The following is a 13609-nucleotide window of genomic DNA, read 5'->3' on the forward strand; positions in this document are numbered from 1 at the left end:
CCTACGCTGGTTGAGGTGTGAGGGCCGCCAGGCCCGGCCGCCACGTCGGTTGAGGTGTGAGGGCCGCCAGGCCCGAGCCTCGAAACCCCGTTCCCCACACGGCTGGGTTCGCGCACGGGGGCCTTGGTTTCGAGGCTCCTCGCTGGCGCTCGTCACACCTCAACCAGCGGCGCGGCTGCTCGTCGCACCTCAACCAGCGGCGCGGCTGCTCGTCGCACCTCAACCAACGGCGGGGTCAGTCGGCGAGGGACGCCCGTAGCGCCTGGTGTACGCCGTTGGGGGTGAGGACCCCCAGGAAGCGAGCGCCTTGCTTGACGCCGATCATCGCCTTGTCGTCGCGCATCATCAGGGCGAGGGCCTCCTCGAGGGAGGAGTTCACGTCGATCGCCGCGCCCAACTCACCGGCGCTCACGCCTTCCAGTGGTTCTAGGTGGGCGGGGTCGATCGGTGTGACGGCCAGGCGCCGCAACCCGCGGGTGGACCCCACGAAGTCGGCTACGAAGTCGTCGACCGGTCGGCCCAGGAGATCCGCCGGCGTCGCGAACTGCGCCAGCGAACCGCCCGGCGCGAAGACCGCCACCCGGTCGCCCATCCGCACCGCCTCGTCGATGTCGTGGGTCACCAGGACCACGGTCTTGCCCAGGTCGCGCTGCAGGCGCAGGAACTCGTCCTGCAGGCGACCGCGAACCACCGGGTCCACGGCACCGAACGGCTCATCCATCAACAACAGTGGCGGGTTCGCAGCCAGGGCCCGGGCGACGCCCACGCGTTGGCGCTGGCCGCCGGAGAGTTGGTGCGGGTAGCGCTCGCCGTACGTCGCCACGTCGAGTCCCACGGTCTCCAACAGTTCGCTGGCCCGCTCGCGGGCGGTGGCCTTCGACTCGCCCAGCAGCACCGGGACGGTCATCACGTTGGTCAGGATCGTCTGGTGGGGGAACAACCCGACCTGTTGGATGACGTAGCCGATGGAGCGGCGCAACTTGACCGGGTCGACATCGGTGACGTCGTCACCGTCGATCTCGATCGTCCCGGTGGATGGTTCGATGAGCCGGTTGATCATCTTCAACGTCGTCGACTTGCCGCATCCGGATGGCCCCACCAGGCAGACCAATTCGCCCCGTTGGACCTCGAGGTCCAGGGACTGAACCGCCTCGGTTCCGTCGTCGTAGGTCTTGCCCACACCCGTCAGCCGGATCATCGGCGAGGTAGCGTCCATGCGCGTGACCCTACAAGCGGCCGCGGACGGGCCGAGCTGTTACAGCCGCACTGTCAACGAGTGGTTCTGTTGGCAGTACGTCGCTGACCGCCGCGAGCAGATCACCGACGCGACCGTGCAGCACCTCTGGATCACCGTTGCCGCGGTAGTCCTGGGGGTGGCGCTCGCCCTGCCGTTGGCGCTGTTGGCCCGCCGTCACGCCCGCCTCGAGAGCGGTGTGCTCGGCCTGACCAGTGGGCTTTACACGATCCCGTCGCTCGCGTTGTTCCCCCTGCTGGTGCCGTTCACCGGTCTGAGTGCGACCACGGTCGTGATCGGCCTGGCGCTCTACGCGCTGACCATCCTGGTGCGAGCCATGCTGGAGGGCTTCCGTGCCGTTCCGGACGACGTGGTGGAGTCCGCGACCGGGTTGGGGTACGGGCCCCGCAAGATGTTGCTGCGGATCGAGTTGCCGTTGGCGTTGCCCGTGATGTTGGCCGGTCTGCGGGTCGCGACGGTGTCCACGGTCGCGCTGACCACGGTCGGCTCGCTGGTCGCCTTCGGGGGACTGGGCAACCTGATCGCCGACGGGGTCAACAGCAACTTCCGGGCCGAGCTCTTGACCGCGGCGGTCCTGTGCGTGGTGCTCGCCCTGCTGCTCGACGTACTCATCGTCATCGCCCAGCGCCTCCTGACCCCGTGGACACAGGGGGTCCGCTGATGACCGTCTTCCTCGACGCCTGGGCCTACCTGTCCGAGGGCACCAACTGGACGATGAGCGGCGGGATCCTCGAACTGTTGTTCCAGCAGCTCCTGCTGACCTTCACCGCCCTCGCGCTCGCCTTGGCCGTCGGCCTGCCCATCGCGCTGTACCTGGGCCACCTGGGGCGGTTCGGGTTCCTGGCCATCAACATCTCCAACGTCGGCCGGGCCATCCCCACCTTTGCGCTGCTGGCCCTGCTGGTGAAGCTCGACTGGCCGGGCACCTCGACCGTGGGCCCCTACGGACGGGCCGGGCTGGCCACCCTGATCGCGCTGACGCTCTTCGCGTTGCCGCCGATCATCACCAACGCCTACGTCGCGGTGCGTGAGGTGCCCGAGGAGGTCAAGCAGGCGGCGGACGGTATGGGGATGACCGGATGGCAGAAGTTCCGGACCGTCGAGATGCCGCTCTCCTCGCCACTGGTGATGAGCGGGATCCGGCTGGCCCTCGTCCAGTTGTGGGCGACGGCGACCATTGCCGCCCTCGTCGCCGGGCCGGGGCTGGGCCGGATCATCACCGACGCGTTCGCCCGAACGCAGTACGGCAAGGGTTTGGCGGGAGCGTTGATCATCGCCGTGTTGGCACTGGTCCTCGAGTTGTTGGCCGCGACGGCGGCGCGAATGGCCGACCCGATGCCGTCCGACCACTCTGCGAACCGCTCCCGTGGACGTGTCGGCGCGGGAGATTAGGGTACTGGGACCAGTCACCCGGACACGCGCGGCAAACACCGCGGGACACATAAGGACACCCCATGAATCGTTTCTCCGTACGCCGCAGCGCTGCCGCTGTGTTCACAGTCGGAACCCTGCTGGCGGTCAGCGCCTGTGCGGGCGACGATCTCGCCTCCGACTCGGAAACCGCCGGCGGCGGTGACGCGGACAAGGGCCAGATCAGCCTGTCGGGTCAGAGCTTCCCCGAGGCCACCTTGATGGCCGCGATGTACGACGAGCTCCTCACCGAGGCCGGCTACTCCGTCGACGTGAAGCTCGTCGACGCCCGCGACGCCTACATGGCGACCTTCCCCGGCGGCGTCGACATCGTCCCGGAGTACGTCGGCGGCATCGTCAACTTCCTCAACTCCCAGGCCAACGGCGACAACGCCGAGCCCTTCGAGAGCGGGGACGGTGAGCAACTCGCCGCCGACGGTGGCGACCTGCTGACCGAGGCCGGCATCGAGCTGCTCCAGATCTCCGAGGCGACCGACACCAACGCCTATTTCGTGACCGAGGAGTTCGCCCAGGAGAACGACGTCTCGACCCTTTCCGACCTCGAGGGGATGAGCGTCACGCTGGCCGCCAACGCCGACTGCGAGGGACGTCTCGACTGCGAGGCGGGCCTGTCGGACGCCTACGGCATCGACATCACCAAGGTGCTGCCCCTCGGCTTCGCGAGCGACCAGACCTACCAGTCGGTGCTCGACGGTGAGTCCGAGCTCGGACAGACCAGCACCACCGACGGCACCCTGGAGGGCCAGGGTCTAGTTCTTCTCGAGGACGACCAGGAGATCCAGCCCGCCCAGAACCTCGTCCCCGCGGTGTCGGCGGAGTTCCTCGCCGAGAACCTCGACGTGGGCGACATCCTCAACCCGCTCATGGAGTCCCTGACCACCGAGAAGCTCACCGAGCTCAACGGCCGGGTCTCGGTCGAGCGTGAGGAGCCGGCCGCCGTGGCCCGCGACTTCCTGGAGTCCGAGGGCCTGCTCTGATCGGATCGCTCAACCGGCGCCCTGGGGCTCGGGCCTGGCGGCCCTCACACCTCAACCGGCGCCCTGGGGCTCGGGCCTGGGCCCCCCTCAACGAGCGCCTTGGCCGCGACCAGCGTCAGATCTCGTGGTCGCGCACGCGCAGCGCCGCGGGGGCGACGGTGTGCCGGTCGATGACCGGGACGTCGATCCGTACGCCGTCGGGCTCGTGGACCCAGGCCACCGGTTCGCCGCTGCGGGCGGCGAACCAGGTCATCACCTTCTCGGCGTCCGCGCGGCGATCCTGTTCGACCAGCCAACCGGTGAGCCGGTGGATGGGCGGGAGGCCGCTGTGGGTCAGGGAGCGTTCGCCCCAGAAGGCCTGCACCCCGCTCACCAGCAGGTCCCACCACTCGTCGGGGCACCCGGGGATCTCGGTGAAGTAGCGGTGCAGATCGCCCGCGAGGACCCGGTCGTGAAAGAGGCCGGTGACCCTGGGGGCGCCGTACGCCTCGACGCTGGCCAGCGCCATCTCCTTGGTGCGCCACCGGTCCTGCAGGTCCTGCAGTGAGGAACGTTGTTGGGTGATCGATGAGCCGTCAGTTCGGATCCGCCAGACGTAGACCACGTCCGGGACGATCGAGAAGCGTCGGGCGCGCAGGTAGGCGTCGGTGGTCGTCGGCTGGTCCTCGTAGCGGATCTGTTCGGGCCAGCTCAGCCCGACCCGGTCCCAGAAGGCCCGCGAGAACAACTTGTTCCAGGCGAAGACGTCGCCCAGGATCTCGGGGAACTCGTCGATCACCAGGGCCCGGCGGCTCTTGTGCAGACGGGCCATCCAGGGCGGTTGGCTGCGGTCCTCGCCCTCCCACCGGACGATGGACCCGGTGACGAAGTCCGACCCGGTTCGAGTGAGTTGCTTGAGCATCACGGCGTAGGCGTTCGGGGGGATGAGGTCATCGGAGTCCGCGAAGGCCAGGTAGTCCCCGGTCGCGTGCCGAGCACCCTCGTTGCGAGCGGCCCCGAGCCCGTGGTTCTCGGTGTGGATCACCCGGATCCGTTCGTCCCGGGTCGCGATGTCGTCGGCGATCCGTCCCGAGTCGTCGGTCGATCCGTCGTCGACCACGATGATCTCGAGCCGCGTGTGGGTGGAGGCGCCGACGGTCTCCAGGCAGGAGGCCAGGTAGCCGGCGACGTTGTAGACCGGCACCACGACGCTGATGAGGGGCATGTTGCGCGAACGGGTGCGCCGGATGAACCTCATGGCAGCACCGTAGCGATCCCCCGAGTCGCCCCGGTGGGGCGTTAGAGTCTCGGACCGTGAGCGAATCAGCGAAGTCGGCCGATCCAGCGGGCGCGGGACACCCTGCCCCCGAAGACGAGTACCCCCGCAAGGTGCTGTTCGTAGCGGGGGCCGGGCGGAGTGGCACGAGCACGTTGGCCGGGTTGATGCAGATCCTCGGTCTGCACGTGCCCCAGCCCGAGGTCGTGGCCGACGAGACCAACCCCAAGGGGTTCGGCGAGCCGCGGTGGGTCGTCGACCATCACGACCGCCTGCTGAAGGATTCGTTCGTGCAGGTCAGCGACTCTCGCCCCGAGGCGTGGTTCCTGACCGGCCGGACCTCCATCAAGGAGCCGGAGCGGATCGCCACCGCTGAGTGGCTGGCTTCCCACTTCGAGGTGAAACCCGAACTCGTCGTCAAGGACCCCCGGTTGAGCTGGTTCCTGTCCCTGTGGCGGGTCGCCGCGATCCGCTCGGGCGCCACGCCGGTCTTCGCGACCATGCTCCGCCCACCCGCGGAGGTCGTGGGCAGCAAGCAGACCTACTACGCCAACCGGCTCGGCTCGGCCCACCTGGCCGCCAGCTGGCTCAACATGCTCCTGCACACCGAGCGGGCCACCCGCGAGTCGGTTGCGGACGGCGGGCGGGTGTTCGTCCGGTACGGCGACCTCCTCGACGACTGGACCAAGGTGATGATGAACGTGGGGGAGCGGTTGCAGCTCCAGAGCGTGACCCACGCCCGGTCCGAGCAGATCCGCGACGGGCACCGCTTCGTCGACCCGTCCCTGCGTCGGATGTCCCAGAGCCTGTCCGACCTCGATCTCCCGCCGCGGTTGCACGACCTGACCGCGAACACGTGGGAGGAGCTCAACAAACTCGCCGAGCCCGACGGGGACACCCCCGCGGCCCACGAGGCGCTCGACCAACTGCGCGAGGAGTACGTCGACCTCTACGCCGAGGCCGAAGCGATCTCGCGCTCCTCGGTGGTGGCCGCCGAGCAGCAGACCCGCCGGGCCGGCAAGGGTCCTGGGCCGGCTGCGCCCGAGACGTCAGCGGACGCCGGACGTGGTGCGGATCGGATCCCCCACGGGCTGCGCGCCATGGTGCCGCCGAAGGCCCGCCAGGCGTTGCGCCGTGCCGCGGGCCGCGAGCGATGACGGCCCACTCCGGGCCCGAAGGCATCAAGAACCTCGAGGGCCACAGCGAGTACGACGTCACCTGGCCGTGGGTGCGCGGCCCCCTGCACCCCGGCACCACCGCTGTGTTGCGGGTCAAGGACGAGGCGCCCTCACTCCCGTTCGTGCTGCCACCCCTGCTGCGGGCCTGTGACCACGTGCTCGTGGTCGACAACGGCTCCACCGACGGCACCAGCGAGGTCGCGGCCGAGACCGCCGCAAAGTTCGGGCTGAGCGACAAACTGAAGTTGGCGGCGTACCCCTTCGCGGTGGCGCGGGCCGGGGCCGAGCACCGTGCCGTCCACGAACTGTCGGTGCACTCGCTGTCGTACTTCTACAACTGGTGCTTCTCCCAGGTCACCACCCGCTACTCCTGGAAGTGGGACGGCGACATGGTCCTGACCACCGAGGGCGAGGTGTCGATCGGCGATCTGGGCTGGCAGGTCGGTGACGTCCAGTCGATCGTCCGGGTGCCGCGGCACGGGCTGTACCTGGACGGCGATTCCCACGGCTACCTCGACCTCGGACTGCGCAACGCCGAGGAGTGGGGCTTCCCGATCGGCCCGGACTTCGTCTACACCAAGGCCTTCGAGTGGGAGATCCGCACGACGCCCGAGCGGTGCCGCTCGATAGGCCTGCCGCACGGGCTGTGCGTGGAGCTGAAGTACCTCGACGGCGACGAGTTCGCCCACTGGACCGATCCGTCCTCGTTCGCGACGAGCTGGCGCAACAAACGCAAGCGGCGCGAGTGGGAGGTCTTCAACTCGCTGAAGGCGGTGCTGGACGGCGGGACGCCCGAGGCGGAGCTGCTGCCCGGCGTACACGAGATCCATGCGCCGCCCGGAGTGCACATCATCGATCACGTGACCCGTACCTGGCTTCCCCAGGCTCCCCGCCCTCTCCAGGTCGGCTGAGCCGGTCGCGCCAGTTTCACCGGCTGGCCGGTGAAACTCATGCTTGGACGATGAAACTTTCTCGTCCAAGGTCCAGTTTCACCGGCTGGCCGGTGAAACTCCCGCCGGCTGCGTCGCCACACAAGTCACACCAACAACACAGGCGTCACAAACGTGGGCCAGGTCACGCCCGCTTTCCGCAGACGTGTGGAAAAATGGTGCGTAGATTCAGGTCCTGATCGATTGAACACCGTCTGGTACCCACACCGGCCCGCACCTGCGGGTGGTCGGAGGGACTGAAACGTTAGGTTCGAAGATGACCACACCCACGTTTGGCCTGCCCGCCCCGACCGACCCGACCCGACACCGCATCGGTGTCGTGGGCGCTGGGCGTGTGGGTGCCGTGTTGGCGGCCCGACTTCGCGCGCGGGGCCACGAGGTCGTGGCGGCCGCCGGTGAATCGGATGCCTCGCGTGATCGCATCGACGCCCTGCTGCCCGGCGTGCCGGTCGCCAAGCCCAGTGCCGTGGCCCGCGACTGCGACCTGCTGCTGCTGACGGTCCCCGACGACATGCTGCCCAACGTCGTCGGCATGCTCGCCGCCAGCGGTGCTCTGCACGAGGGTCAGTACGTCGTCCACACCTCCGGTCGGCACGGCCTGGCCGTGCTCGAGCCGGCCGAGGCCATCGGCGCCCGGATCGCGGCCCTGCACCCCGCCATGACCTTCACCGGCACCGCGCTGGACCTCGATCGGCTCGACGGCTGCGTCTTCGGTCTCACCGCCGACGACGCCGAGCGGCCGTTCGTCACCGCGCTGGTCGACGACCTCGGCGGGCAGCCGATGTGGGTCCCCGAGGCCAACCGCACGCTTTACCACGCCGGGCTGGCCCATGGGGCCAACCACCTGGTCACCCTGGTCACCGAGGCCATGGAGCTCCTGGCCGCAGCCGGTTCCGAGGACCCGGCGGCGACCCTGCGCCCGCTGCTGACCGCGGCCCTCGACAACGCACTCAACTCCGGCGACGCAGCCCTGACCGGACCCATCGTCCGCGGCGACGTCAACACCGTGCGGGCCCACCTCGAGGACCTCGCCGCCCACGCTCCCCAGACCCTCGAGTCGTACGTCGCCCTCGCCCGCGCCACCCTGGGCAGGGTCGTCACCGACGGTCGTCTCCTGCCGATCCGCGCGATGAAGATCAACGAGCTCCTCACCGAGGCCCTGCAGGAGAACTCGCAGCAGCACCACGCACAGAACCTGCAGTTCATCGAGCACTCCACCTTCGAGGTCGCCGATCGGGCTGACGGAACCGGGCGCGCATGACCAGCCCTGTGCTCGCGCGCACCCGCGCGGAGGTTGCGGACGCGCTCGCAGCTCATCGCACCGCCGGACGGAAGATCGGTTTCGTGCCGACCATGGGTGCCCTGCACCCCGGCCACGCCAGCCTGGTCGACGTCGCCCGGGAGCAGGTGGACGACGGCGCTGTCGTCGTCTCGATCTTCGTCAACCCCATGCAGTTCGGTCCTGGCGAAGACCTCGACCGCTACCCCCGCACCCTGGAGGAGGACCTCGAGCTGTGCGCCGAAGCGGGCGTCGACGTGGTGTTCGCCCCCGACGTCGCCGAGGTCTACCCCGGTGGTGAACCGGTTGTGACCGTCGAGCCGGGTCCGCTGGCCGACCTGTACGAGGGACGCACCAGGCCCGGACACTTCAAGGGTGTCCTGACCGTGGTGGCCAAACTCTTCGGCCTGGTCGCCCCGGACGTCGCGGTGTTCGGTGAGAAGGACTACCAGCAACTCACTCTGATCCGCCGGATGGTCACCGACCTCTGCTTCGGGGTGGAGATCGTCGGCGCACCGACCATGCGTGAGGCCGACGGCCTGGCCCGATCCAGCCGCAACCGCTACCTCGACGAGGAGCAGCGGCGCGAGGCGGCGGTGGTGAACCGGACGCTGCGTGCGGCTCAGAACGCCGCGGCGTACGGCGTCCCCGCGGCTCTCGACGCAGCCCGCGCCGAACTGCGCGCCAGCACCGGGGTCGACCTGGACTACCTCGCGATCTGCACCCCGGACCTCGAGCGTGAGTTCTCGGAGTACGACGCCACCGAACCCGAGACCCACGCGCGGATCCTGATCGCCGCCCGGGTCGGACCCACCCGCCTGATCGACAACCTGCCGCTCGTCCTGGGCAGCACCGCCACCGCAGCGGCCCATGCCGCAACGGGTACCACCGAGGGAGACAACTGATGCTGCGCACGATGATGAAGAGCAAGATCCACCGCGCCACCGTCACCCAGGCAGACCTGCACTACGTCGGTTCGGTGACGGTCGACGAGGACCTGCTCGACGCGGCCGATCTGCTGGCCGGTGAGTTGGTCCACATCGTCGATGTCACCAACGGCGCCCGGATCGAGACCTACACGATCGCCGGCGAGCGTGGGTCGGGGATCTTGGGGATCAACGGCGCCGCGGCCCGACTCGTGCACCCCGGCGACATCGTCATCCTCATCGCCTACGGCCAGATGGACACCGCGGAGGCGAAGGGGTACCAGCCCAGCGTGGTCTTCGTCGACGCCGACAACAAGATCCTGGCCACCGGATTCGACCCCGCGGAGACCGTCGAGGGGATCGGCGGCGGCCACAACGTGACGCGCGGCGATCTCACCGCCCGCTAACCTCCACGGATGGCCACAATTCCCGGGCGCCTGAGCGCACCCGACCCCGGTTGGACCACCCGAGCCGACGTCGTGATCGTCGGTTCGGGGATCGCCGGACTCACCACTGCCTTGCGACTGCGGGCCGCCACCGACGTCCACAAGATCATGGTGGTCACCAAGGACGTCCTGGCAGCGGGCTCGACTCGCTGGGCCCAAGGGGGCATCGCCGCCGCCCTCGGACCCGGAGACAGCCCCGAAGAGCACGAGATCGACACCCTCGTCGCAGGTGCCGGGGCCTGTGACGCCGAAGCCGTGCGGGTCCTGGTCAACGAGGGCCCCGAGGCCGTGCACGAACTGATCGCACTGGGCACGAACTTCGACCTCGACGCGGACGGTGTCATCTCCCTGACCCGCGAGGGAGGACACCACCGCGACCGGATCGCCCACGCCGGTGGTGACGCCACCGGGGCGGAGATCCAACGCGCCCTGATCGCCGCCGTGGCCGCGGCCCCCGAGATCGAGGTCATCCAGCACGCCCTGGCCCTCGACCTGCTCTTGGCCGACGGCCCCGAGGCAGGCGGCGACGGCGGCGTCGCCGGCGTGACGCTGCACGTGATCGGGGAGGGCGAGCGCGACGGGGTCGGCGCCGTCCACTGCCGGGCGGTGGTCCTGGCCGCCGGCGGCCTCGGACAGGTCTTCTCCCAGACCACGAACCCAGCCGTGTCGACCGGCGACGGGATGGCCCTGGCCCTCCGCGCCGGCGCCACCCTGCGGGACCTCGAGTTCGTCCAGTTCCATCCCACGGTCATGTATCTGGGCCCCGACTCGATGGGCCAACAGCCGCTGATCTCCGAGGCGGTGCGCGGCGAGGGGGCGTTCCTGGTCGACGGTCTGCCCGAGGAGGGCGGCACCCGCTTCATGCAGGGCGTCCACGAGATGGCCGACCTCGCCCCCCGCGACGTGGTCGCCATCGCCATCATGCGGCGAATGCTCGACACCGGGAAGCCGCACATGTGGCTGGACGCCCGGCACCTCGGGCACGACGTAGATGGCGACACGAGCGCAGCGAGTCGGACGAAGTGGTGGGAGAAGCGGTTCCCCACCATCTTGGCCACGGCCAGGTCCTACGGCGTCGACCCCGTCACCGACCTCATCCCGGTCGCCCCCGCCTGCCACTACGCCTCCGGTGGTGTGGTGACCGACCTGCACGGACGCGCCGACGTACCCGGCCTCTACGCCACCGGTGAGGTCGCAAGCTCCGGGGTCCACGGAGCCAACCGGCTGGCGTCCAACTCCCTACTCGAGGGTTTGGTGTTCTCCCGCCGGATCGCCAGCGTCCTACCGGGCGAGCTCCGTCCGTGGTGCGATCCCGCGGTCGACGAACGTCTGGCCGCCCTGGTCCCCGGCTCGGTGCGCCGCGAGCTGCAAGAGGTGATGAGCTCGCGCGTCGGCGTCCTACGAAACGCGGAGGGTCTGGCCGAGGCAGCCGGGGTCCTGGACCGACTCGGCTCCACCCCCGGTGAGGAGGTCGAGATCGGTGCGTGGGAGACGACCAACCTGCTCACGATCAGCACCGCCCTCACCAAGGCCGCCGCACTGCGCGAGGAGACCCGTGGGTCCCACTGGCGTGAGGACTTCCCCGAACGCGACGACGCGTCCTTCGCCGGCCACTTCGAAGTGGCCCTCGACGACCGGACGTTGGGGCTGCACTTCGACCCCGCCCCCGCCAGTGACACGGGAGTGAGCGCATGACGCCGTACGACGCACTCCCGGCCGACCTGATCGGCGAGTTGAGCGAGGTCGGTCTCGACCCGCGCGCGCTGTACGCCGCCATCGAGCAGGCGCTGCTCGAGGACCTACCTCCGACGGCGGACGGCTCCCCCGGAGTGGACGCGACCAGCGTCGCGACGATCGATGTGGATGTGCGGGCCGAGGCTCGGTTCGACGCTCGGGAGCCGGGGGTGGTCGCCGGACTCGGGGTAGCGGCGTTGGTCTTCCACTACGTCCTGGGCGACGACGTCACGATCAGCGCCCGGGTCCCGGACGGGTCCCGGGTCGCCACCGGTGACACCGTGATGGTCGTCGAAGGCACGACCCGGGGGCTGCTCACCGCCGAACGAACCGCGCTGAATTTCGCCTCGCATCTCTCCGGGGTCGCCACCGCCACGTCTCATTGGGTCGAGGCGCTCGAAGGAACCCGCGCCCGGGTGTTGGACACCCGCAAGACCCTGCCGGGCTACCGCGCGCTGCAGAAGTACGCCGTCCGCTGCGGTGGCGGGGTCAACCACCGGTTCAGCCTCGGTGACCTGGCGATGGTCAAGGACAACCACGTGGTCGCGGCCGGAGGAGTGGTGCCGGCGTTCGAGGCTGTCCGCGCGCAGTTCCCAGAGCTGCCCGTCGAGGTGGAGGTCACCGACCTGGACCAGATGCGCGCCCTACTGGAGGCCGGCTGCACCCGGATCCTGCTCGACAACATGTCCACCGACACCATGACCGAGGCGGTGGCTATCAACGACGGCTTCAACGACGGGGCGGCCAGCCTCGAAGCCTCGGGAGGTCTCACGCTCGAGCGCGCTCGTGAGGTGGCCCGGACCGGAGTCGACTTCATCTCCGTCGGCGCGCTGACCCATTCGGTCACGGTCTTCGATCTCGGGATGGACATGGAGTGAGCTTGCTCGCCGCCGATATCGGCAATGCCCATACCGTGCTGGGACTGGTTTCCGGCGGGGAGGTGAGCGCCCACTGGCGTGTCTCCACCGACCAGCGTCGTACGTCCGATGAGTGGGCGGTGCTGCTGCGTGGCCTGGTCGAGCACGCCGAGGAGACGATCTCGGGTATCGCCGTGTGCGCAACGGTCCCCGCGGTTCTCCACGAATGGCGCGAGATGATTTCGCGGCACTTCGCAGAAGTGCCCTCCCTGATCGTCGAACCCGGCGTACGAACCGGGATGTCGGTGCTGGTCGACAATCCGCGCGAAGTGGGAACCGACCGAGTCATCAATGCCCTCTCGGCGAATCGACAGTTCGGTGGACCCGCCATCGTCGTCGACTTCGGGGGAACCGCGACCACGTTCGATGTGGTGGATTCCTCCGGGCGCTACGTGGGAGGGGCGATCTCGCCGGGAATCGAATTGTCGCTCGAAGCGTTGGGTCGCCGCGGTGCGCAATTGCGCAGCGTCGAATTGTTGCGGCCGCGACACGTCATCGGCAAGAACACCGTGGAAGCGCTGCAGTCAGGCCTGGTGTTCGGCGTTGCCTCCCAGGTCGAGGGCATTGTCGATCGAATGATCGCGGAACTCGAGGTCTCGAATAATGCGGTTTCGGTAATCGCCACCGGCCATTTGGCTGATCTGGTAATGGGCGAATGTCGTTGCTTTACCGCCCACGCTCCCTGGCTGACATTGCAGGGTCTTGAAATGGTGTTCGACCGCAACAATCGGTAATTACTCGCGGTTTTGCTTGTTTTATCAGAGACTGGCATAGTAAAGATGCCACGCGATCAATGCGTGGCAACCCACTTAATACGGACGGCTTAAGTTGTCGCTCTCCCCACGTTAGGAATCCCACGCATGGCACAGAAGGTAAGCATCGTTCTGATCGACGACCTCGATGAGTCCGAAGCGGTGGAGACCGTTTCCTTCGGTCTCGACGGCACCAACTACGAGATCGACCTCAACGAGAAGCACGCCTCTGATCTTCGCAACGCTCTGGCGCTCTACGTGTCCGAGGCTCGCAAGGTCGCTGGCTCCCGCCGCGCCGGGCGCCCCAAGTCCTCCGCCACGGGTGGCCCCGCCGCCAAGGACGTGCGTGAGTGGGCCCGCGGGGCCGGTCACGAGGTCCCCGAGCGTGGACGCATCCCCGCCGAGATCCGTGAGGCGTACGACGCCGCGCACTGAGGTCTGCTGCTACGCGAAAAGCGCCCCCGGATCGTTCCGGGAGGCGCTTTTCGCGTCACGGTGCCCAGGGGGAC

Annotated in this window: 14 protein-coding genes; 12 read left to right on the forward strand and 2 right to left on the reverse strand. The window is 68.8% G+C overall.

Annotated features, from left to right (window positions below; genetic code table 11):
- Positions 1-235: 235 nt before the first annotated feature.
- On the reverse strand, positions 236-1216 hold the full coding sequence (locus ACYVLV_RS12910; protein ID WP_460810497.1) for an ABC transporter ATP-binding protein: 981 nt from the start codon (positions 1214-1216) through the stop codon (positions 236-238).
- On the opposite strand from ACYVLV_RS12910, the gene ACYVLV_RS12915 reads away from it, so the two are divergent.
- The 3 genes from ACYVLV_RS12915 to ACYVLV_RS12925 all read left to right on the forward strand — a co-directional run bounded on the left by ACYVLV_RS12915 (position 1215) and on the right by ACYVLV_RS12925 (position 3663).
- Positions 1215-1916, forward strand: coding sequence for an ABC transporter permease (locus ACYVLV_RS12915; protein WP_460810499.1), 702 nt, complete (start codon positions 1215-1217; stop codon positions 1914-1916). The genes ACYVLV_RS12910 and ACYVLV_RS12915 overlap by 2 nt on opposite strands.
- Positions 1916-2647, forward strand: coding sequence for an ABC transporter permease (locus tag ACYVLV_RS12920; protein WP_460810500.1), 732 nt, complete (start codon positions 1916-1918; stop codon positions 2645-2647). The genes ACYVLV_RS12915 and ACYVLV_RS12920 overlap by 1 nt, the downstream gene beginning before the upstream one ends.
- A 62-nt stretch (positions 2648-2709) precedes the next feature.
- On the forward strand, positions 2710-3663 hold the full coding sequence (locus tag ACYVLV_RS12925; protein ID WP_460810501.1) for an ABC transporter substrate-binding protein: 954 nt from the start codon (positions 2710-2712) through the stop codon (positions 3661-3663).
- Between the two features lie 115 nt (positions 3664-3778).
- Here the strand turns inward: ACYVLV_RS12925 and ACYVLV_RS12930 are convergent, their stop codons facing one another.
- On the reverse strand, positions 3779-4900 hold the full coding sequence (locus ACYVLV_RS12930; protein WP_460810502.1) for a glycosyltransferase family 2 protein: 1122 nt from the start codon (positions 4898-4900) through the stop codon (positions 3779-3781).
- Between the two features lie 56 nt (positions 4901-4956).
- Between ACYVLV_RS12930 and ACYVLV_RS12935 the strand changes: the two genes are divergently transcribed.
- From ACYVLV_RS12935 to ACYVLV_RS12975, 9 genes are all read left to right on the forward strand, one after another.
- Positions 4957-6075, forward strand: a complete 1119-nt coding sequence (locus ACYVLV_RS12935) for a sulfotransferase family protein (RefSeq protein ID WP_460810503.1) — start codon at positions 4957-4959, stop codon at positions 6073-6075.
- Positions 6072-7007 (forward strand): hypothetical protein, encoded by a 936-nt coding sequence (locus ACYVLV_RS12940; protein WP_460810504.1) that lies wholly within the window; start codon positions 6072-6074, stop codon positions 7005-7007. Before ACYVLV_RS12935 ends, ACYVLV_RS12940 begins: the two co-directional genes overlap by 4 nt.
- 295 nt (positions 7008-7302) lie before the next feature.
- Positions 7303-8307: a Rossmann-like and DUF2520 domain-containing protein gene (locus ACYVLV_RS12945; protein ID WP_460810505.1), complete on the forward strand. Its 1005-nt coding sequence runs from the start codon at positions 7303-7305 to the stop codon at positions 8305-8307.
- A complete protein-coding gene (panC, locus tag ACYVLV_RS12950) occupies positions 8304-9230 on the forward strand; it encodes a pantoate--beta-alanine ligase (RefSeq protein WP_460810506.1) in 927 nt (308 codons plus the stop codon). The genes ACYVLV_RS12945 and panC overlap by 4 nt, the downstream gene beginning before the upstream one ends.
- The gene (gene panD / locus ACYVLV_RS12955) at positions 9230-9658 is read left to right on the forward strand and encodes an aspartate 1-decarboxylase (protein WP_460810507.1); all 429 of its coding nucleotides are present in this window, start codon (positions 9230-9232) and stop codon (positions 9656-9658) included. Before panC ends, panD begins: the two co-directional genes overlap by 1 nt.
- A 9-nt stretch (positions 9659-9667) precedes the next feature.
- Entirely contained in the window at positions 9668-11392 is a 1725-nt protein-coding gene (locus ACYVLV_RS12960; RefSeq protein ID WP_460810508.1) for an L-aspartate oxidase, read from the forward strand.
- Complete coding sequence (nadC, locus tag ACYVLV_RS12965) at positions 11389-12309, forward strand: carboxylating nicotinate-nucleotide diphosphorylase (protein WP_460810509.1); 921 nt, start codon at positions 11389-11391, stop codon at positions 12307-12309. Before ACYVLV_RS12960 ends, nadC begins: the two co-directional genes overlap by 4 nt.
- Complete coding sequence (locus tag ACYVLV_RS12970) at positions 12306-13082, forward strand: type III pantothenate kinase (protein ID WP_460810510.1); 777 nt, start codon at positions 12306-12308, stop codon at positions 13080-13082. The genes nadC and ACYVLV_RS12970 overlap by 4 nt, the downstream gene beginning before the upstream one ends.
- A gap of 126 nt (positions 13083-13208) precedes the next feature.
- Complete coding sequence (locus ACYVLV_RS12975; protein WP_460810512.1) at positions 13209-13535, forward strand: histone-like nucleoid-structuring protein Lsr2; 327 nt, start codon at positions 13209-13211, stop codon at positions 13533-13535.
- Positions 13536-13609 lie beyond the last annotated feature (74 nt).

The sequence above is a fragment of the Nocardioides salsibiostraticola genome, from assembly GCF_054783655.1.

What these genes read in the sequence shown, in the direction of transcription:
- ACYVLV_RS12915 (WP_460810499.1), top strand. Translation starts at nt 1,215, where the DNA reads ATGCGCGTGACCCTACAAGCGGCCGCGGACGGGCCGAGCTGTTACAGC.
- ACYVLV_RS12910 (WP_460810497.1), bottom strand. Translation starts at nt 1,216, where the DNA reads ATGGACGCTACCTCGCCGATGATCCGGCTGACGGGTGTGGGCAAGACC.
- ACYVLV_RS12920 (WP_460810500.1), top strand. Translation starts at nt 1,916, where the DNA reads ATGACCGTCTTCCTCGACGCCTGGGCCTACCTGTCCGAGGGCACCAAC.
- ACYVLV_RS12925 (WP_460810501.1), top strand. Translation starts at nt 2,710, where the DNA reads ATGAATCGTTTCTCCGTACGCCGCAGCGCTGCCGCTGTGTTCACAGTC.
- ACYVLV_RS12930 (WP_460810502.1), bottom strand. Translation starts at nt 4,900, where the DNA reads ATGAGGTTCATCCGGCGCACCCGTTCGCGCAACATGCCCCTCATCAGC.
- ACYVLV_RS12940 (WP_460810504.1), top strand. Translation starts at nt 6,072, where the DNA reads ATGACGGCCCACTCCGGGCCCGAAGGCATCAAGAACCTCGAGGGCCAC.
- ACYVLV_RS12945 (WP_460810505.1), top strand. Translation starts at nt 7,303, where the DNA reads ATGACCACACCCACGTTTGGCCTGCCCGCCCCGACCGACCCGACCCGA.
- panC (WP_460810506.1), top strand. Translation starts at nt 8,304, where the DNA reads ATGACCAGCCCTGTGCTCGCGCGCACCCGCGCGGAGGTTGCGGACGCG.
- panD (WP_460810507.1), top strand. Translation starts at nt 9,230, where the DNA reads ATGCTGCGCACGATGATGAAGAGCAAGATCCACCGCGCCACCGTCACC.
- ACYVLV_RS12960 (WP_460810508.1), top strand. Translation starts at nt 9,668, where the DNA reads ATGGCCACAATTCCCGGGCGCCTGAGCGCACCCGACCCCGGTTGGACC.
- nadC (WP_460810509.1), top strand. Translation starts at nt 11,389, where the DNA reads ATGACGCCGTACGACGCACTCCCGGCCGACCTGATCGGCGAGTTGAGC.
- ACYVLV_RS12975 (WP_460810512.1), top strand. Translation starts at nt 13,209, where the DNA reads ATGGCACAGAAGGTAAGCATCGTTCTGATCGACGACCTCGATGAGTCC.